At 64.0% G+C, this 17,683-nt stretch carries 18 protein-coding genes, 1 other RNA gene and 1 pseudogene; 11 read left to right on the top strand and 9 right to left on the bottom strand.

Annotated features, from left to right (window positions below):
• Positions 1–33: 33 nt before the first annotated feature.
• The 8 genes from E1748_RS26195 to E1748_RS26160 all read left to right on the top strand — a co-directional run bounded on the left by E1748_RS26195 (position 34) and on the right by E1748_RS26160 (position 7,876).
• On the top strand, positions 34–1,239 hold the full coding sequence (locus E1748_RS26195) for a UbiH/UbiF/VisC/COQ6 family ubiquinone biosynthesis hydroxylase (RefSeq protein WP_133650170.1): 1,206 nt from the start codon (positions 34–36) through the stop codon (positions 1,237–1,239).
• 253 nt (positions 1,240–1,492) lie between these two features.
• Positions 1,493–2,593 (top strand): tRNA dihydrouridine synthase DusB, encoded by a 1,101-nt coding sequence (dusB, locus tag E1748_RS26190; RefSeq protein ID WP_133650169.1) that lies wholly within the window; start codon positions 1,493–1,495, stop codon positions 2,591–2,593.
• Positions 2,590–2,823 carry a Fis family transcriptional regulator gene (locus E1748_RS26185; RefSeq protein ID WP_133650168.1) on the top strand — a complete coding sequence of 78 codons (234 nt, stop codon included), beginning with the start codon at positions 2,590–2,592 and terminating at the stop codon, positions 2,821–2,823. Before dusB ends, E1748_RS26185 begins: the two co-directional genes overlap by 4 nt.
• Positions 2,824–2,868: 45 nt before the next feature.
• Complete coding sequence (gene purH / locus E1748_RS26180; RefSeq protein ID WP_133650167.1) at positions 2,869–4,434, top strand: bifunctional phosphoribosylaminoimidazolecarboxamide formyltransferase/IMP cyclohydrolase; 1,566 nt, start codon at positions 2,869–2,871, stop codon at positions 4,432–4,434.
• 120 nt (positions 4,435–4,554) lie between these two features.
• Entirely contained in the window at positions 4,555–5,097 is a 543-nt protein-coding gene (gene ruvC, locus E1748_RS26175) for a crossover junction endodeoxyribonuclease RuvC (protein ID WP_133650166.1), read from the top strand.
• 57 nt (positions 5,098–5,154) lie between these two features.
• A complete protein-coding gene (ruvA, locus tag E1748_RS26170; protein WP_133650165.1) occupies positions 5,155–5,736 on the top strand; it encodes a Holliday junction branch migration protein RuvA in 582 nt (193 codons plus the stop codon).
• Positions 5,737–5,856: 120 nt separating this feature from the next.
• On the top strand, positions 5,857–6,921 hold the full coding sequence (ruvB, locus tag E1748_RS26165; RefSeq protein WP_133650164.1) for a Holliday junction branch migration DNA helicase RuvB: 1,065 nt from the start codon (positions 5,857–5,859) through the stop codon (positions 6,919–6,921).
• 31 nt (positions 6,922–6,952) lie between these two features.
• The gene (locus tag E1748_RS26160; protein WP_133650163.1) at positions 6,953–7,876 is read left to right on the top strand and encodes an oxygenase MpaB family protein; all 924 of its coding nucleotides are present in this window, start codon (positions 6,953–6,955) and stop codon (positions 7,874–7,876) included.
• Here the strand turns inward: E1748_RS26160 and E1748_RS26155 are convergent.
• From E1748_RS26155 to tyrS, 3 genes are read right to left on the bottom strand one after another with little or no spacing between them, the layout of a single operon-like run.
• Entirely contained in the window at positions 7,873–8,556 is a 684-nt protein-coding gene (locus tag E1748_RS26155) for a histidine phosphatase family protein (RefSeq protein WP_133650162.1), read from the bottom strand. The two genes, E1748_RS26160 and E1748_RS26155, sit on opposite strands and share 4 nt — an antisense overlap.
• Positions 8,557–8,614: 58 nt before the next feature.
• On the bottom strand, positions 8,615–9,073 hold the full coding sequence (gene dtd, locus E1748_RS26150) for a D-aminoacyl-tRNA deacylase (protein ID WP_133650161.1): 459 nt from the start codon (positions 9,071–9,073) through the stop codon (positions 8,615–8,617).
• A gap of 10 nt (positions 9,074–9,083) precedes the next feature.
• Complete coding sequence (gene tyrS / locus E1748_RS26145; RefSeq protein WP_133650160.1) at positions 9,084–10,337, bottom strand: tyrosine--tRNA ligase; 1,254 nt, start codon at positions 10,335–10,337, stop codon at positions 9,084–9,086.
• Positions 10,338–10,485: 148 nt separating this feature from the next.
• Here tyrS and E1748_RS26140 point away from each other — a divergent pair, with 148 nt between their 5' ends.
• On the top strand, positions 10,486–11,616 hold the full coding sequence (locus E1748_RS26140) for an anhydro-N-acetylmuramic acid kinase (RefSeq protein ID WP_133650159.1): 1,131 nt from the start codon (positions 10,486–10,488) through the stop codon (positions 11,614–11,616).
• 117 nt (positions 11,617–11,733) lie between these two features.
• Here the strand turns inward: E1748_RS26140 and erpA are convergent, their stop codons facing one another.
• From erpA to rplM, 3 genes are all read right to left on the bottom strand, one after another.
• Positions 11,734–12,099: an iron-sulfur cluster insertion protein ErpA gene (erpA, locus tag E1748_RS26135; RefSeq protein ID WP_133650158.1), complete on the bottom strand. Its 366-nt coding sequence runs from the start codon at positions 12,097–12,099 to the stop codon at positions 11,734–11,736.
• A 200-nt stretch (positions 12,100–12,299) separates the two neighbouring features.
• Positions 12,300–12,692, bottom strand: coding sequence for a 30S ribosomal protein S9 (gene rpsI / locus E1748_RS26130; RefSeq protein WP_133650157.1), 393 nt, complete (start codon positions 12,690–12,692; stop codon positions 12,300–12,302).
• An 11-nt stretch (positions 12,693–12,703) separates the two neighbouring features.
• Entirely contained in the window at positions 12,704–13,132 is a 429-nt protein-coding gene (gene rplM, locus E1748_RS26125; RefSeq protein WP_133650156.1) for a 50S ribosomal protein L13, read from the bottom strand.
• A 603-nt stretch (positions 13,133–13,735) separates the two neighbouring features.
• On the opposite strand from rplM, the gene E1748_RS26120 reads away from it, so the two are divergent.
• Positions 13,736–14,158, top strand: a complete 423-nt coding sequence (locus tag E1748_RS26120) for an OsmC family protein (RefSeq protein ID WP_133650155.1) — start codon at positions 13,736–13,738, stop codon at positions 14,156–14,158.
• 80 nt (positions 14,159–14,238) lie between these two features.
• On the opposite strand, the gene rnpB is transcribed toward E1748_RS26120, so the two are convergent.
• From rnpB to pyrC, 3 genes and pseudogenes are all read right to left on the bottom strand, one after another.
• An RNA gene (rnpB, locus tag E1748_RS26115) (RNase P RNA component class A) lies at positions 14,239–14,649 on the bottom strand.
• A gap of 96 nt (positions 14,650–14,745) precedes the next feature.
• A pseudogene (locus E1748_RS26110) lies at positions 14,746–15,372 on the bottom strand (DUF3025 domain-containing protein); the annotation flags it as partial.
• Between the two features lie 149 nt (positions 15,373–15,521).
• Positions 15,522–16,595 (bottom strand): dihydroorotase, encoded by a 1,074-nt coding sequence (gene pyrC / locus E1748_RS26105; protein ID WP_133650154.1) that lies wholly within the window; start codon positions 16,593–16,595, stop codon positions 15,522–15,524.
• Positions 16,596–16,764: 169 nt separating this feature from the next.
• Here pyrC and E1748_RS26100 point away from each other — a divergent pair, with 169 nt between their 5' ends.
• Positions 16,765–17,670 carry a class II glutamine amidotransferase gene (locus tag E1748_RS26100; RefSeq protein WP_133650153.1) on the top strand — a complete coding sequence of 302 codons (906 nt, stop codon included), beginning with the start codon at positions 16,765–16,767 and terminating at the stop codon, positions 17,668–17,670.
• Positions 17,671–17,683 lie beyond the last annotated feature (13 nt).

The following is a 17,683-nucleotide window of genomic DNA, read 5'->3' as shown; positions in this document are numbered from 1 at the left end:
CGTGACGCGCACACAACGAAAACCACCGACGTTATGAGTGAAGCATTGCCCACCGGTACAACCGAAGCCCCGTTCGACTACGACGTGACGATCGTCGGCGCGGGGCCGGTCGGCCTCGCGCTCGCGGGCTGGCTCGCGCGGCGCAGCGGCACACAGTCGCTGTCGATCGCGCTGATCGATGCACGCGAGCCGGGACACGCGCTCGGCGATCCACGCGCGATCGCGGTGTCGCAAGGCAGCCGGATGATTCTCGAACCGCTGCGCTGGCCCGCTGATGCAACCTCGATTCACCGGATCCACGTGTCACAGCGCGGACACTTCGGCCGCACGCTGATCGACCGCAGCGAACACGATCTGCCCGCGCTCGGCTACGTGCTGCGCTACGGCTCGATCGTCGGCGCACTCGCGGATGCGGTGCGCCCGACTGCCGTGCACTGGCTCACGTCGACGTCGGCGCTCGCGCCGGTGCAGGAAAACGATGGCGTCACGCTGCCGGTGGAAACATCGGGCGCGGTGCGCACGTTGCGCACGCGCGTGCTGGTGAATGCCGAGGGCGGCCTGTTCCAGGATCAGGTGCGTCGAAGCGATGACAACGGCAGCTCGCGCGACTACGGACAGACCGCGCTCGTCGGCACCGTCACCGTGTCGGCGCCGCAACCGCATGTGGCGTGGGAACGCTTCACGTCGCAGGGGCCGATTGCATTGCTGCCGGTAGGTGGCGCACGTGATGCGGATTTCGCGCTCGTCTGGTGCTGTTCGCCAGATGAAGCCGCGCGACGCACGCAACTGCCCGACGATGCGCTGCGGCAAGAACTCGGCGTTGCGTTCGGCGATCGCATGGGACGGTTCACGCGGATCGTCGGCCGCGCGTCGTTTCCGCTTGGACTCAATGCGGCGGACACGCTCGTCAACGGACGCATCGCCGCGATCGGCAATGCGGCGCAGACGCTGCATCCGGTGGCAGGCCAGGGTCTGAACCTCGGGCTGCGCGACGCGCACGCGCTCGCCGATGCGTTGTCGCAGCACGGCGCGACCCCGCTCGCGCTCGCCGGCTTCGCGCAGCGTCGCGCACTCGACCGTCGCATGACGATTCGCGCAACCGACACACTCGCCCGCCTCTTCACGGTCGACTTCCCGCCGCTCGGCGTGCTGCGCGGCCTCGCGCTGGCCGCGCTCGAATTCGCGCCGCCGGTCAAAACCGCGCTCGCCCGCCAGATGATGTTCGGGCAACGGCGCTGAACGCACACGCCGCACGGCCGCGTGCGCCTGCACGCGGCACAAGCTCTATGAGTGCAAACACTTTCATAGAAGATTTAAAGGGTTACGGCAGCCTCAAGTGATTTGCCGGGATTCCGTTAACGGTAAAATGGCGGTTTTCTCTCGCGTTTCGTGATGCGCGCCGGTGTGCGACCTGTTCGCGCGGCGTGACCACTGCGAGAGATTCCGCACTTGCCGTTTTGCGTTCTTTCCGTTTTTTTGCTCTCGACATCCGATGCTGACTCTCGGCTCCCACAATCTGCGTAACAACCTGTTCGTCGCCCCGATGGCCGGCGTGACGGACCGGCCGTTCCGTCAGCTGTGCAAGCGGCTCGGCGCGGGGTACGCGGTGTCCGAGATGGTCGCGTCGAACGCGCAGCTGTGGAAGAGCGAGAAGACGATGCGCCGCGCGAACCACGTGGGCGAGGTCGAACCGATCGCGGTGCAGATCGCCGGCGCCGATCCGGCGATGATGGCCGAGGCCGCGCGCTACAACGTCTCGAACGGCGCGCAGATCATCGACATCAACATGGGCTGCCCGGCGAAGAAGGTGTGTAACGTCGCCGCGGGCTCCGCGCTGCTGCAGAACGAACCGCTCGTGCAGCGTATCGTCGAGGCAGTGGTCGGCGCGGTGGGCGTCGGCCCCGACGCGGTGCCGGTCACGCTGAAAATCCGCACCGGCTGGGACCGCGACAACCGCAACGCACTGAAAATCGCGCGCATCGCCGAGGAAGCCGGCATCTCGATGCTCACCGTGCACGGCCGCACGCGCGCGGACCTCTATCGGGGCGAAGCCGAGTACGACACGATCGCCGCAGTCAAAGCCGCAGCGCGCATTCCGGTCGTCGCGAACGGCGACATCGCCACGCCGCAGCGGGCGCGCGAAGTACTCGCCGCGACCGGCGCCGACGCGATCATGATCGGCCGCGCCGCGCAGGGACGTCCCTGGCTGTTCCGCGAAATCGCGCATTTCCTCGACACGGGCGAGCTGATGGAAGCGCCGCGCGTCGATGAAATCCAGCGGATCATGAACGAGCATCTGGAAGATCATTACGCGTTCTACGGTGAATTTACCGGCGTGCGTACTGCGCGCAAGCACATCGGCTGGTACACTCGCGGCCTTTCCGGCGCCGGCGTGTTCCGCCACCGCATGAATACGCTGGACACGACGCGCGAACAACTGCTCGCCGTCAACGAGTTCTTCGATGCACAAAAGGCGCTGTCAGACCGCCTCGTGTACGTGGAAGACGAAACCAGCGAAGCCGCCGGCGATCTCGCCACGAGCGAAACCTGCACGAACGGCGAGCCGGACCATACCGACCGACTAGCAGCATGAGCAAGCACAACATCGAACAATGTGTCCGCGACAGCCTGGATATGTACTTCCAGGATCTCGACGGCTCCAACCCGCACGACGTATACGACATGGTGATCGCGTGCGTCGAAAAACCGATGCTCGAGGTGGTGCTCCAGCAGGCAGGCGGCAATCAGTCGCTCGCAGCCGAATATCTCGGCATCAACCGCAATACGCTGCGCAAGAAGCTGCAACAGCACGGTCTGCTGTAGCGCCTCGCGCCCCGCCTCGTCCCCTTTCGGCTTCCCGTTCCCATCATGATCAAGCAAGCCCTCATCTCCGTTTCCGATAAATCCGGCATCGTCGATTTCGCGAAGGCGCTGTCCGGCCTCGGCGTGAAGATCCTGTCGACGGGCGGCACCGCTAAACTGCTGGCCGACGCCGGCCTCGCGGTCACGGAAGTGGCCGACTACACCGGCTTTCCCGAGATGCTCGACGGCCGCGTGAAGACGCTGCATCCGAAAGTGCACGGCGGGATTCTCGCGCGCCGCGATCTGCCGGAGCACATGGCCGCGCTCGAAAAGCACGACATCCCGACGATCGATCTGCTCGTCGTGAATCTGTATCCGTTCGTGCAGACGGTGTCGAAGGAAGAGTGCTCGCTTGAAGACGCGATCGAGAACATCGACATCGGCGGCCCGACGATGCTGCGCTCGGCCGCGAAGAATCACCGCGACGTGACCGTCGTGGTCGACCCGGCCGACTACGCGGTCGTGCTCGACGAAATGCGCGCGAACGCGAACGCGGTCGGCTACACGACCAACTTCCGTCTCGCCACCAAGGTGTTCGCGCACACCGCGCAGTACGACGGCGCGATCACGAACTATCTGACGAGCCTCACCGACGAACTGCAGCACAAGTCGCGCAACGCGTACCCGGCGACGCTGAACCTCGCGTTCTCGAAGGTGCAGGATCTGCGCTACGGCGAGAACCCGCATCAGGGCGCGGCGTTCTATCGCGATCTCGCGGCCCCGGCCGGCGCGCTCGCGGACTACCGTCAGTTGCAGGGCAAGGAACTGTCGTACAACAACATCGCCGATTCCGACGCAGCGTGGGAATGCGTGAAGACGTTCGACGTGCCCGCGTGCGTGATCGTCAAGCATGCGAACCCGTGCGGCGTCGCGGTCGGCAACGATGCACACGACGCGTATTCGAAGGCGTTCCAGACCGATCCGACCTCGGCGTTCGGCGGCATCATCGCGTTCAATCGCGAAGTCGACGAAACGGCGGCGCAAGCGGTCGCGAAGCAGTTCGTCGAAGTGCTGATCGCACCGTCGTTCAGCGAAGCGGCGCGGCAAGTGTTCGCCGCGAAGCAGAACGTGCGTCTGCTTGAAATCGCACTGGGCGAAGGCCATAACGCATTCGACCTGAAGCGCGTGGGCGGCGGCCTGCTCGTGCAGTCGCTCGATTCGCGCAACGTGCAGCCGCACGAACTGCGTGTCGCGACGAAGCGTCATCCCACGCCGAAGGAAATGGACGATCTGCTGTTTGCGTGGCGCGTCGCGAAGTACGTGAAGTCGAATGCGATCGTGTTCTGCGGCAACGGCATGACGCTCGGCGTCGGTGCGGGCCAGATGAGCCGTGTGGACTCCGCGCGGATCGCAAGCATCAAGGCGCAGAACGCGGGCTTGTCGCTGAACGGTTCGGCGGTAGCGTCGGATGCGTTCTTCCCGTTCCGCGACGGTCTCGACGTCGTTGTTGCTGCGGGCGCGACGTGCGTGATCCAGCCGGGCGGCTCGATGCGCGACGACGAAGTGATCGCTGCCGCCGACGAGCACAATATCGCGATGGTGGTCACCGGCGTGCGTCACTTCCGCCACTGAACGCTCTTTCAGGCGGCGTAGCGTAGATACCGGCAACGGCCGGCGGGGCTCCAGGCCTCGCCGGCCGTTTTTCATTCGATTCGTTGTAGTATCGAAGGCAGTCCTTTCCCAGCGTATTTCATGAGAATTCTCGGCATCGACCCAGGCTTGCGCGTGACCGGCTTCGGCGTGATCGACCAGTCCGGTCATCAGCTCACATACGTAGCGAGCGGCGTGATCAAGACTGCGGATGCCGACCTGCCGTCGCGGCTCGGCACGATCTTCGAAGGGATCTCCACGCTGATCCGTCAGCACGCGCCCGATCAGTCCGCGATCGAAAAAGTGTTCGTGAACGTCAATCCGCAGTCGACGCTGCTGCTCGGTCAGGCGCGTGGTGCAGCGATCTGCGGGCTGGTGGCGGGCGGCGTGCCGGTGGCCGAATACACCGCGCTGCAACTCAAGCAAGCGGTTGTCGGCTACGGCCGCGCGACGAAGGAACAGATGCAGCACATGGTCGTGCGTCTGCTTAACCTGTCGGGTCTGCCGGGCACCGATGCCGCCGACGCGCTCGGCATGGCGATCTGTCATGCGCACGGCGGCGGCACGCTCAGCACGCTCGGCGGCATTGCGCCATCGCTTGCCCGCAAGGGCTTGCGCGTGCGACGCGGACGCCTGATCGGCTGATGCGCGCGCTGCGCTACACTCGTCGCTTCCCACTCCTCTCATTCGATTGAATCCGCCATGATCGGTCGCATTGCCGGCGTCCTGCTGGAAAAAAATCCGCCGCACCTGCTGGTCGACTGCAACGGCGTCGGCTACGAAATCGACGTGCCGATGAGCACGTTCTACAACCTGCCCTCCACCGGCGAACGCGTCGTGCTGCTCACGCAGTTGATTGTGCGCGAGGACGCGCATCTGCTGTACGGGTTCGGCACCGCGCAGGAACGGATGACGTTCCGCGAGCTGCTGAAGATCAGCGGCATCGGTGCGCGGATGGCGCTGGCGGTGCTGTCGGGAATGAGCGTGCACGAGCTGTCGCAAACCGTCACGCTGCAGGACGCGGCGCGCCTGACGCGCGTGCCGGGCATCGGCAAGAAAACCGCCGAGCGTCTGCTGCTGGAACTGAAGGGCAAGCTCGGTGCGGATCTCGGCGCGATGGCGAGCGCAGCGTCCGCCTCCGATCACGCGAGCGATATCCTGAACGCACTGCTGGCATTGGGTTACTCCGAAAAAGAAGCGCTGGCCGCGATCAAGAACGTGCCGGCCGGCACGGGGGTGTCCGAAGGGATCAAGCTCGCGCTGAAGGCTTTGTCGAAAGCCTGACGCGGGCTTTGGACGACACGCGCGGCGCGGCGTGGATAAAGCTTCCCACGCCCGCGTACGCGGCGCACCCTGGCCGATCGGCCGGCTTGGCGATCGGGCTGTGCGCGGTACAATGCCCGAATGATTGAAACCGACAAACTCGCCGCTGAACGCGTCATCGCCGCCACGCCTGTGTCGCCGAATGAAGAGGCGTTCGAGCGCGCGTTGCGCCCGAAGCAGCTCGACGAGTACGTCGGGCAGGAGAAGATTCGCGGCCAGCTCGAAATCTTTATCGAAGCGGCACGCCGCCGCTCCGAATCGCTCGACCACGTGCTGCTGTTCGGCCCCCCTGGGCTCGGTAAAACCACACTCGCGCACATCATCGCGCGCGAAATGGGCGTGAACCTGCGGCAGACGTCGGGGCCCGTGCTCGAACGCGCTGGCGACCTTGCCGCGCTGCTGACCAATCTCGAAGCGAACGACGTGCTGTTCATCGACGAAATCCACCGGCTCTCGCCGGTCGTCGAGGAAATCCTGTACCCCGCGCTCGAGGACTACCAGATCGACATCATGATCGGCGAGGGTCCGGCTGCGCGCAGCGTGAAGCTGGACTTGCAGCCATTCACGCTGGTCGGCGCGACCACGCGCGCCGGCATGCTGACCAATCCGCTGCGTGACCGCTTCGGTATCGTCGCGCGGCTGGAGTTCTACAACGCCGAGGAACTCTCGCGCATCGTCAGCCGCTCTGCGTCGCTGCTCAATGCGCAGATTCATCCGGACGGTGCGTTCGAAATCGCGAAGCGCGCTCGCGGTACGCCGCGTATCGCGAACCGTCTGCTGCGTCGCGTGCGCGATTACGCCGAGGTGAAAGCCGACGGCAACATCACCGCGAAGGTTGCCGACGCGGCGCTCGCGATGCTCGACGTCGATCCGGTCGGCTTCGACCTGATGGACCGCAAGCTGCTCGAAGCGATCCTGCACAAGTTCGACGGCGGCCCGGTCGGCGTCGACAATCTGGCTGCGGCGATCGGTGAAGAACGCGACACGATCGAAGACGTGCTCGAACCGTATCTGATCCAGCAGGGCTATTTGCAACGCACACCGCGTGGCCGCGTCGCCACGCTGCTGACGTACCGGCACTTCGGCCTTGCCGCGCCGGATGCGTCGACGCCGTTGCCCGGCATCTGGGAATCCGGCGAATCCTGAGCCGGCCACGGACCTCGAAGAGCGCACAGCGATGTCCGGTCATGACCAACGCATTCGTTTAGGCGCGCTGTTCGCGCAGCGCGTGCGCACATCGATCGTCGACGGCATCACGCATCTCACTGTCGGTAGCGGTCCGGTCCTCGATCTTTCGTCGCCGCCCGGCGATCCCGGCCTGTTTGGGCCCGACGCGATCTGCTGGCAGGTGCACGGCGATTTCACATCGATGATGGTGGGCGGCATCGGCGCGTTGCTGCTGCAGGCGCTGCATCCGCTTGCGCTTGCCGGCGTCTGGGATCACTCGACGTTTCGCACCGACATCCTCGGTCGCCTGCGTCGCACCGCGACGTTCATCACCGGCACGACGTACGGCAATCGCCGCGACGCGCTTGCGCTGATCGAACGGGTCAAGAAGATTCACCTCGGCGTGACAGGCACCGCGCCCGACGGCCGCGCGTATCGTGCGAGCGATCCGGCGTTGCTCACGTGGGTGCATGTCGCGGAGGTGTCGAGTTTTCTGGCCGCGCATCTGCGCTACGTGAACCCGTCGCTGTCAGTGCAGGCTCAGGACCGTTATTTCGCGGAAACCGCTCACATCGCCGAACTGCTCGGTGCAACCGACGTGCCGCACTCGGGCGCTGAGATCGAAGCGTATCTGCTGAAGATGCAGCCGGAACTCGAAGTCGGGCCGCGTACCCATGAAGTCGTGCGGATTCTGATGAACGCGCGCGCACCGAGCCCCGCGATGCGGCCGGCCGGTACGCTGATGTTGAATGCGGGTGTCGATCTGTTGCCCGACTGGGCGCAAAGGATGTTCGGTTTCGACCGGCTCGCTGCTGTGAGGCGCACGTTCGCGCGGCCTGGCGTGAAGCTCGTTGCGCCGGTGATGCGCTGGGCGCTCGTCAACAGTGCGGCGAAGCGGGCGCGTCGACGTGCCGCCGATTCAACGACCGGTTAGCGTCCCGGTTCCGGAATACGCGACGGGGTCTTGTGTAGGTTGTCGTCATCGCTGGCGCCGTCCAGATGCGCGACGTCTCCCCACGACAGCACCGTCGCGCGACCGTCTTTCATCTCGACGATATTGACGCTCGTGTTCAGCAACGGGTAATTACGCGGCGCATCGAGCGGCCGATCGTGCGCGAACCGGTACACACAATCCAGCACGCCGCCGTGCGCGACACACGCGATTCGTCCGTTCGGATGCGCGGCGACGATCGGTTCCAGCGCATGCAGCACGCGATGATAGAACCCGCGCTGCGATTCGCCTTCGGGCGGCGCAAAGCCCGGATCGCGCGTTTGCCACTGCGCGTATTCGTCCGGAAAGCGGACGGCAATCTCGTCGCTGTCGTGGCCCTGGAACGCGCCATACGAGCGTTCGCGAAGCCCTTCGCTCAACTGCAACGAAAGCCTAAGCGCGGTCGCAATCGGCTGTGCGGTTTGCTGCGCGCGCTGCAGATCGCTCGAATAGATCGCGTCGAGCCGCGCACCTTCACGCACCTCGCGCGCGAGCCGTTGCGCGAGACGCTGCGCCTGCTCGACGCCGCTCGCAGCGAGCGGAATGTCGATGTGCCCCTGGATGCGCTTGATGCGATTCCATTCGGTTTCGCCGTGCCGGATGAAGAGAATCTGCGTGGACATGAGCGGCGCCTCGGGCAACGGAAGAGAAAGAGAGATGTCGCAACGCGGCGACGCTGCGTCAGGCGTGCGTCTGCAGCCAGAACGTGACCGGACCGTCGTTGACGAGCGACACCTGCATGTCCGCGCCGAACTCGCCGGTCTCGACGATCGGATGCTTCGTTCGCGCAGCCGAGACGAAGTAGTCGAACAATCGACGCCCTTCGTCGGGTGCGGCTGCCGGCGTGAAGCTCGGGCGCAGGCCGCTGTTCGTGTCCGCGGCCAGCGTGAACTGCGACACCAGCAGCAGGCCGCCTGCGGTCCCCGCGCCATCGATGTTCTGCACCGGCAGGTTCATCTTGCCGGCGGCATCGCTGAACACGCGGTAGCCGAGCAGTTTGGCGAGCAGCCGGTCGGCGGCCGCGTCGGTATCGCCGCGCTCCGCGCAGATCAGCGCGAGCAGACCGGCACCGATTGCCCCCGTCACACGCTCGCCGACGCGCACGTCCGCGCGCGCGACCCGCTGGATCAACGCGATCATACGGTCGGTGTCATGCGCTCAGTGTGACGCGTGCGAAGCGGCGCTTGCCGACCTGCACGACGTACTCGCCGGCTTCGACCTTCAGCGCCTTGTCGGACACCGTCGTACCGTCGATCTTCACGCCGCCCTGCTCGATGTTGCGCAACGCTTCGCTCGTCGACGGCACGAGGTTGGCCTGCTTCAGCAATTGACCGATCGCGAGCGGCGCGCCGGCCAACGTCACCGACGGAATGTCGTCGGGCACACCACCCTTCGCGCGATGATTGAAGTCTTCGAGCGCGCGCTCAGCATCGGGCTGCGAATGGAAGCGCGTGACGATTTCCTGCGCGAGCAGCACCTTGAAATCGCGCGGATTGCGGCCGGCTTCGATTTCCTTTTTGAAGCCGCCGATCTCGTCCATCGGACGGAACGACAGCAGCTCGAAGTAACGCCACATCAACACGTCGGAGATGCTCATCAGCTTGCCGAACATGTCGTTCGGCTTTTCGCTGATACCGATGTAGTTGTGCTTCGACTTCGACATCTTCTCGACGCCGTCGAGCCCTTCGAGCAGCGGCATCGTCAGGATGCACTGCTGCTCCTGGCCGTACTGCTTCTGCAGTTCACGGCCCACCAGCAGATTGAATTTCTGGTCCGTGCCGCCGAGTTCGAGATCGGCGTTCAGCGCGACCGAGTCGTAGCCCTGCATCAGCGGATAGAGCAGCTCGTGGATCGAGATCGGCACGCCGCCCTGAAAACGCTTCGTGAAATCTTCGCGCTCGAGAATTCGCGCGACCGTGTAACGCGACGCGAGCTTGATCATGCCGTCAGCGCCGAGTGGCATCGACCATTCGCTGTTGTAGCGGATCTCAGTCTTCTCGCGATCGAGCACGAGCGCGGCCTGATCGAAATAGGTCTTCGCGTTCGATTCGATCTGCTCGCGCGTGAGCGGTGGACGCGTCGCGTTACGGCCCGACGGATCGCCGATCAGCGACGTGAAATCGCCGATCAGGAAAATCACCGTGTGACCGAGATCCTGCAGCTGACGCATCTTGTTCAGCACGACCGTGTGGCCGATGTGGATGTCGGGCGCGGTCGGATCGAGGCCGAGCTTGATACGCAGCGGCTTGCCCGTCGCCGCGCTCCTCGCGAGCTTCTGCGCGAATTCGTCTTCGATCAGCAGTTCGTCGACGCCGCGCTTCGTCACGGCGAGCGCGTGACGGACTTCGTCGGTGATCGGGAACGCGGGAGTGGGCGTGGGCGTGGAATTGGACTCGGTGCTCATGCTGGAAACGGTAGGTCGCAAAGGATGAGATTGTCCCATAGATGCAGACCGCGCGGCCCGAAGCGGCGGAACGCGAACCGTGCCCTCGTTTGCGCGGATAATCTGCTACAACTACAACGGTTGAACGACCACTGACAGGAGCGAAAACGTGGCGCAAGACACGGCGGACGGCGTGTATTTCGGGCTGATGTCGGGCACGAGCATGGACGGTGTGGACGGCATCGCCGTCGAATTCGCGAAGGGCAAGCCGCCGGTCGTCAAGTCCGAGGCGTTCGTGAGCTTTTCGGCGGGCCTGCGCGATGCGCTGTTCGAACTGCAACAACCCGGCGACAACGAGATCGAACGCGAAGCGCTTGCCGCGAATGCGCTCGCGGCGCGCTATACCGTCTGCTGTCACGAGCTGCTGCGCGGCGGCAGCCTGTCGGCCACCGATATACGCGCGATCGGTGTGCATGGGCAAACGGTGCGGCATCGTCCGGAAAAAGGCTTCACGCGGCAGATCAACAATCCCGCGCTGCTCGCCGAAATGATGCACATCGACGTGATCGCCGACTTCCGCAGCCGCGACGTCGCGGCCGGCGGTCAGGGCGCACCGCTCGTCCCCGCCTTTCACGCGACGATCTTCGGCTCGCCCGGCGAAACGCGAGTGGTCTGCAATCTCGGCGGTATCAGCAACATCACGGTGCTCGGCGCATCGGGCAACGTGCGCGGCTTCGACTGCGGCCCCGCGAATGCATTGCTCGACGAATGGGCGCAGCGCCATCTGGGCAAGCCGTTCGACGAGAACGGACAGTTTGCGGCGAGCGGTCAGGTACATCGGCCGCTGCTGCATGCGTTGCTCGATGAGCCGTTCTTCTCCGAGAAGCCGCCGAAGAGCACGGGCCGCGATCTCTTCAATCCCGTGTGGCTCGATGCGAAGCTGCAGCCGTTCGCGACGCTCGCACCCGCCGACGTGCAAGCGACGCTCGCGGCGCTCACTGCTGTGACCGTGGCGCGCGAGATCGAGCGTCATGCATCCGATAGCCGGGCTGTGTATGTATGTGGGGGAGGCGCGCGCAATCCGGAACTGTTGAGGGCATTGCAGGAAGCGCTGGAGGCGAGCGGTGTCAGCGGCGTGCCGGTGCTGACCACTGAGGCACTGGGCGTGCCGCCGCATCAGGTCGAGCCGCTGGCCTTCGCGTGGCTCGCGATGCGCTGCGTCGCGCGTGAGCCGGGTAATCTGCCGGCTGTGACAGGCGCTGCGGGTGAGCGCGTGCTTGGGGCGATTTATCCGCGGTGATTTCTTCTGCGGCAACTGGCGCTGATCAAAGCGGCAGCAGGCAATAAAAAACGGAGCCTAAGCTCCGTTTTTTATTGCCTGCTGATACCTGAGTGATACCTGAGCCAAGCCGCTCGATCAAACCGAGAACGACGAGCCGCAACCGCAAGTGGTCGTGGCGTTCGGGTTCTTGATCACGAACTGCGCGCCGTTGATGTCGTCCTTGTAGTCGATCTCGGCGCCGACCAGGTACTGGTAGCTCATCGAGTCGATCAGCAACTGGACGCCGCTCTTGTCCATCACGGTATCGTCTTCGTTGACCGTTTCGTCGAAGGTGAAGCCGTACTGGAAGCCCGAGCAGCCGCCGCCCTGCACGAAGACGCGCAGCTTCAGCTCCGGATTGCCTTCCTCGTCGATCAGTTGCTTGACCTTGTCAGCCGCGGCTTCGGTGAAAACGAAGGGGCCCGGCATTTCTGCCACGGCGGTGTCGGTGACTGCGTTCATTCGAACTCTCCAAAAAAGCTTCTAACCGCTATTGTAGGGCTGATCCGGATATCGTGCCGATGCCCATGAAATCAACAGGTTCTTCACGAAAAAGACGTCCTTGCGGAACCCTTTCGCGAAAGTAAAAAAGCCGTCCGCGCGAACGCAGACGGCTTTTTGCAGCAGCCCCGCCCGGAAGCGGAACCGGCAGCCCGAAGCGATTAACGCTTCGAGAACTGCTTCCTGCGGCGTGCCTTGTGGAAGCCGACCTTCTTACGTTCGACTTCACGTGCATCGCGCGTCACGAAGCCAGCCTTCGACAGTTCCGGCTTCAGCGTCGCGTCGTAGTCCATCAGCGCGCGCGTGATGCCGTGGCGAACTGCACCAGCCTGACCCGTTTCGCCGCCACCGTTGACGTTCACCTTGATGTCGAACGTGCTGGTGTGGTTCGTGAGTTCCAGCGGCTGACGCACGATCATCAGCGACGTTTCGCGCGAGAAGTAGTCGGCGATGGGCTTGCCGTTCACAACGATTTCGCCCTTGCCAGCCTTGATAAACACACGAGCAACAGCGCTCTTGCGGCGGCCCGTACCGTAATTCCAGTTACCGATCATCTGGGCTCCCCTTAGATCTCGAGCGCTTTCGGCTGTTGCGCCGAATGCGGGTGCGTTGCTTCGGCGTAGACCTTCAGCTTCTTGATCATCGCGTAGCCGAGCGGGCCCTTCGGCAGCATGCCCTTGACCGCTTTCTCGAGCGCGCGGCCCGGGAAGCGTTCCTGCATCTTGCCGAACGTCGTTTCATAGATACCGCCCGGGTAGCCCGAGTGGCGATAGTACTTCTTGTCCGTGGTCTTGTTACCCGTGACCTTCAGCTTGCCGGCGTTGATGATGATGATGAAATCACCTGTGTCGACGTGCGGGGTGAACTCGGGCTTGTGCTTGCCGCGCAGACGGCGTGCCACTTCGCTGGCGACACGTCCGAGAACCTTATCCGTCGCGTCAATCACGTACCATTCACGCGTCACCTCATGGGCTTTGGCGGAAAACGTCTTCATGATCGATCCAAAAAAATTGCTGTGCCCTGTGTTTTTTCCTGCTTGTATGTCGCGCTTCGAGGCGCTGTTGCAGGCTCTCCCTGTTCTTCTCCCGCGGGCATATGCGGAAAAGCCCTGAATTATAAAGGAAATCTTGCGGTCGAGTCAAAACCTGGAAGCAGGCGGGCACGCGGACGAAAAAAAACCCGAACTAGCGGTTCGGGTTTAATCCACCTATGGAGGAGGGTGGAGGAGACATGCGGAGGTTGCCGAACTGCGACAACCAATGGAGTGCATTATATGAGTCGACCTTGTGCGACGCAAGAACAACTACATTACGAAACGTGATTTCATAATTTGGGAAATGCGTGATTCTGGTTCTGCACTCCAAGCCCCTTTAAAAACAAGCTTCCCCATCGATCCGGCGCTTTTTAAATAGTCTCCCCATAGAGGAAATACCCTAAAGCCCCTACGGACAATCCCGAAGCGCCTAGCCATGCGGCAGCGCAACAAGTAAGGCGCTGTCTAGCGAATATGCAGGCCGGGTAGCCTTCGGGCAGACCCGTAAGCGACGGGCTACAATGCCATCTCGAATTTAAGCGCACGCTGGACTGGAGCACAGGCATGGAATGCAAAGTAAGCTGGATGGGACCGGACGGCATGGCGTTCGCCGCGGAAACGGGCAGCGGCCACATCGTGACCATGGACGGTGCGCCTGAAGGCGGCGGCCGCAACCTCGCGCCGCGCCCGATGGAAATGGTCCTGCTCGGCACCGGCGGCTGCACCGCCTACGACGTCGTGATGATCCTGAAGAAGAGCCGCGCGGAAATCGCCGGCTGCTCGGTGACGCTGAAAGCCGAACGCGCCAGCGAAGACCCCAAGGTGTTCACCAAGGTCCACTTCCACTTCACGGTGACGGGCAAGAACCTGAATCCGGCGACCGTCGAGCGCGCGATCAACCTGTCGCACGACAAGTACTGCTCCGCGTCGATCATGATCGCGAAGACCGCCGAACTCACTCACTCGTTCGAGATCGTCGCGGGTTGAGCGCAGCGCGGTAGCAAGCACCGAACCGCGCCAAAGAAAAATGCCGACGTCCGTAAAGGACGCCGGCATTTTTTGTTTAGAGGCAAAGCGGGCCGATAAGCCGGATTCTGTGCACGCCCGGCCCGAAGGCGCGAACGCGTGGCAGTCATTCCTCTAGGCGCGCCATTGCTGACGCGCTCGAGCTTCCTACCCGCAGACGAGACGGGGGCACCGTCCTGCATCTCGAAGATGCGCGCCTGCCTACTTGGAATTGCTCCGGGTGGAGGTTACCGTGCCGGACTACGTCGCCGCAGCCGCGGTGCGCTCTTACCGCACCGTTTCACCCTTACCTGATCCCGGCTTGCGCCGGGCCATCGGCGGTTTGCTTTCTGTTGCCCTGTTCCGCGTGTCACCACGGATGGCCGTTAGCCATCACCCTGCCCGTTGGAGTCCGGACTTTCCTCGCCCTTCCCGGCCGAAGCCGGTAAGGCCGCGACTGCCTGGCCCACTTTGCTGGTCGCGATTCTAGCATCGCGGGATCGCTCCCGCCGGCCGCGGCGAAATACCGAGACGTCGTCGTAGAACGAGGGATCGCGATTGGCGGGCCACCAACCCGGGATGCCGAGCACCGGCAACGGCGCGAACGCGCGACTGCCTGACAGTGCGCCGGCCGACAACGCTTCGCTGACCGTACGGTCCAGCCACGTATCACGCACGTCGTCGGGCCACGCAAAATAATCAGCCGGCACATCGACGATCCACGCGTGCGCGGTACACGCATTGAACGGCGTCATCAGCTTTTCGAGCAGCGCGTGGCCGAAGCAGCGCACCTCGCACCGTGCAGTCCATGCGTCGCGCGATGTCACGAAGAGCGTGCGCCAATCGAAGCCGCGTAACGCCGCGCTCAGCGCCGGGTCGGCGCTCGCGAACAGCACGGCGTTTTCGTCGAAGTGCGTCAGCGCGTCACCCACGCCGCCGCGCATCGACGCGCTCCCGCTGTCACGCGAATCGATCGCCGCAAAGCCCAGCGCATTCAGCGCCAACTTGATCTGCGGAAACTGGAACCACGACAGCCCGTTGAGGAAATCGTGCAGGTTGTAGCGCGTCGGCACGCAGCCGGTCCGCGCGATGTGCCGGCCATACGAACTGTCGATGGGAAGCGCGCTCTGCGGAACGAACGAGAGCCGGGAGCCGCCTGTCGTGATGAGCCGTGCGTCGTCGGCATCGGCGTTCATCGTGTCGAGCAACTCGGCCTCGCCGGCGAGCGCGGCCTGCTGCCAGCGTATTCCGCGTGCGGCCCATGGCGCGAGCCACGGCTCCGTCCAGTCGATCGCGGCAAAGTCCGGCTTGCCCGAACCCGGCCGCACCGCCGCGTCCATCCGCGTCAGACCAGACGCCAGGCGATCGGCTCGCCGCCGCGCAACGGCACGACCGGCGTTTCGCCGACCGTGATTTCGTCCGGCAGCGTCCACTCTTCACGCTTCAGCGTGACCTGTTCGGCGCTACGCGGCAGACCGTAGAAGTCCGCGCCGAAGAAGCTCGCGAAACCTTCGAGACGATCGAGCGCACCGACGTTGTCGAACGCTTCCGCGTACAGCTCGAGCGCGTGCAGCGCGGTGTAGCAACCGGCGCAGCCGCACGCATGCTCCTTCAAGCCCTTCGCATGCGGCGCGCTGTCGGTGCCGAGGAAGAAGCGCGGATTGCCCGACGTCGCCGCCTGCACCAGCGCCACGCGATGCGTCTCGCGCTTGAGCACCGGCAGACAGTAGTAATGCGGACGGATGCCGCCGAGGAAGATCGCGTTGCGGTTGTACAGCAGGTGGTGCGCGGTAATCGTCGCACCGAGCAGTCCGGGCGCCGCGTTCTCGCCGATGATGTAGTCGACCGAATCCTTCGTCGTGATGTGTTCGAACACGACCTTGAGCGCCGGAAAATCGCGACGCAGCGGCATCATCACACGGTCGATGAACACCTTCTCGCGATCGAACAGATCGATCGATGCATCCGTCACCTCGCCGTGCACGAGCAGCGGCATGCCGGCTTCCTGCATCGCCTCGAGCGTCTTCGCGCACTTCGCGATGCTCGTCACGCCCGCATCCGAATTGGTCGTCGCGCCCGCCGGATACAGCTTCACGCCGTGCACGAAACCACTGTCGCGCGCGCGACGGATTTCGTCGGCGGGCGTGTTGTCGGTCAGATAGAGCGTCATCAGCGGCTCGAACTTCACGCCGTCCGGGATCGCGGCGACGATCCGCTCGCGATACGCGAGCGCCTGCGCCGTGGTGGTCACGGGCGGCTTCAGGTTCGGCATGATGATCGCGCGGCCGAACTGGCGCGCGGTGTGCGGCAGAACCGCCTTGAGCATGGCGCCGTCCCGCACGTGCAGGTGCCAGTCGTCGGGACGGGCGAGCGTCAGGGAATCGATGGAAGAAGCGATGGAAGCGGTGGATGCGTTCATAGCGAGCGGAAAAGTAACGTTCACCTGACGGCCTTGCGACGTGGACAAAGCGCAACATGGCGATACGGATCCCCGCCGATTTTGCTGTTTGCCGCGCCTGGCTCGGTGATATGCTTGGAAAATCATCATTGTAACGGGTCACCCCGTTCAAAAGCCCCGCTTCAGCACCATGTGCCAACTCCTCGGAATGAACTGCGCCGCGCCGACGGACGTCACGTTCTCCTTCACCGGCTTTGCGGCGCGCGGCGGCGTCACCGATCACCACGCCGACGGGTGGGGTATCGCGTTCTTCGAGGACAAGGCCTGCCGGCTGTTCATCGATCATCAGGCGTCGGCCACGTCGCCGCTCGCCGAGATGGTCAAACGCTACCCGATCAAATCCCGCAACACGATCGCGCACATCCGCAAGGCCACGCAGGGGCACATCCTGCTTGAGAACTGCCATCCGTTCATGCGCGAACTGTGGGGACGTCACTGGATCTTCGCGCACAACGGCGATCTGCAGAACTACAGTCCGTTTCTCACCGGCGTCTATCAGCCGGTCGGCACGACCGATAGCGAACTCGCGTTCTGTGCGCTGCTGCAAGGTCTGCGCAAACAGTTTCCCGGCACCCAGCCGCCGCTCGACGAACTCTTCGCGACGCTCGAAGCGCTGACCCGCGAGATCACGAATTTCGGTGTATTCAACTTCCTGATGTCGAACGGTCAGGCGCTGTTCGCGCACTGCTCGACGCACCTGCACTACCTCGTGCGCCGCTGGCCGTTTTCAACCGCGCACCTCGTCGATGCAGACGTGTCGATCGATTTCGCGAAGTACACCACGCCGGAAGACCGCGTCGCGGTCATCGCCACGCAGCCGCTCACCGACGACGAAGTGTGGACCGCGTTCCAGCCCGGCGATCTGCTGATGTTCCAGCACGGCGAAGTGATCGGCCGCGCCAATGTGCCGGTGCCGCCGGCGGTGCTGGAAAAAGCGCGCAATCCGGCGTGCGACCTGTCCGCGTCCGCGACAATGGTCCGCGAACCGGCCACGCTCGATCTCGAAGCCGACGACGCGGCCGCATTCGAATCCTGATCGGCAACGCACC

Source organism: Paraburkholderia flava, assembly GCF_004359985.1.
GTDB classification, from domain to species: Bacteria; Pseudomonadota; Gammaproteobacteria; order Burkholderiales; family Burkholderiaceae; genus Paraburkholderia; species Paraburkholderia flava.
The sequence above is the reverse complement of the archived record's forward strand: the minus strand, read 5'-3'. Positions and strand labels throughout refer to the sequence as shown.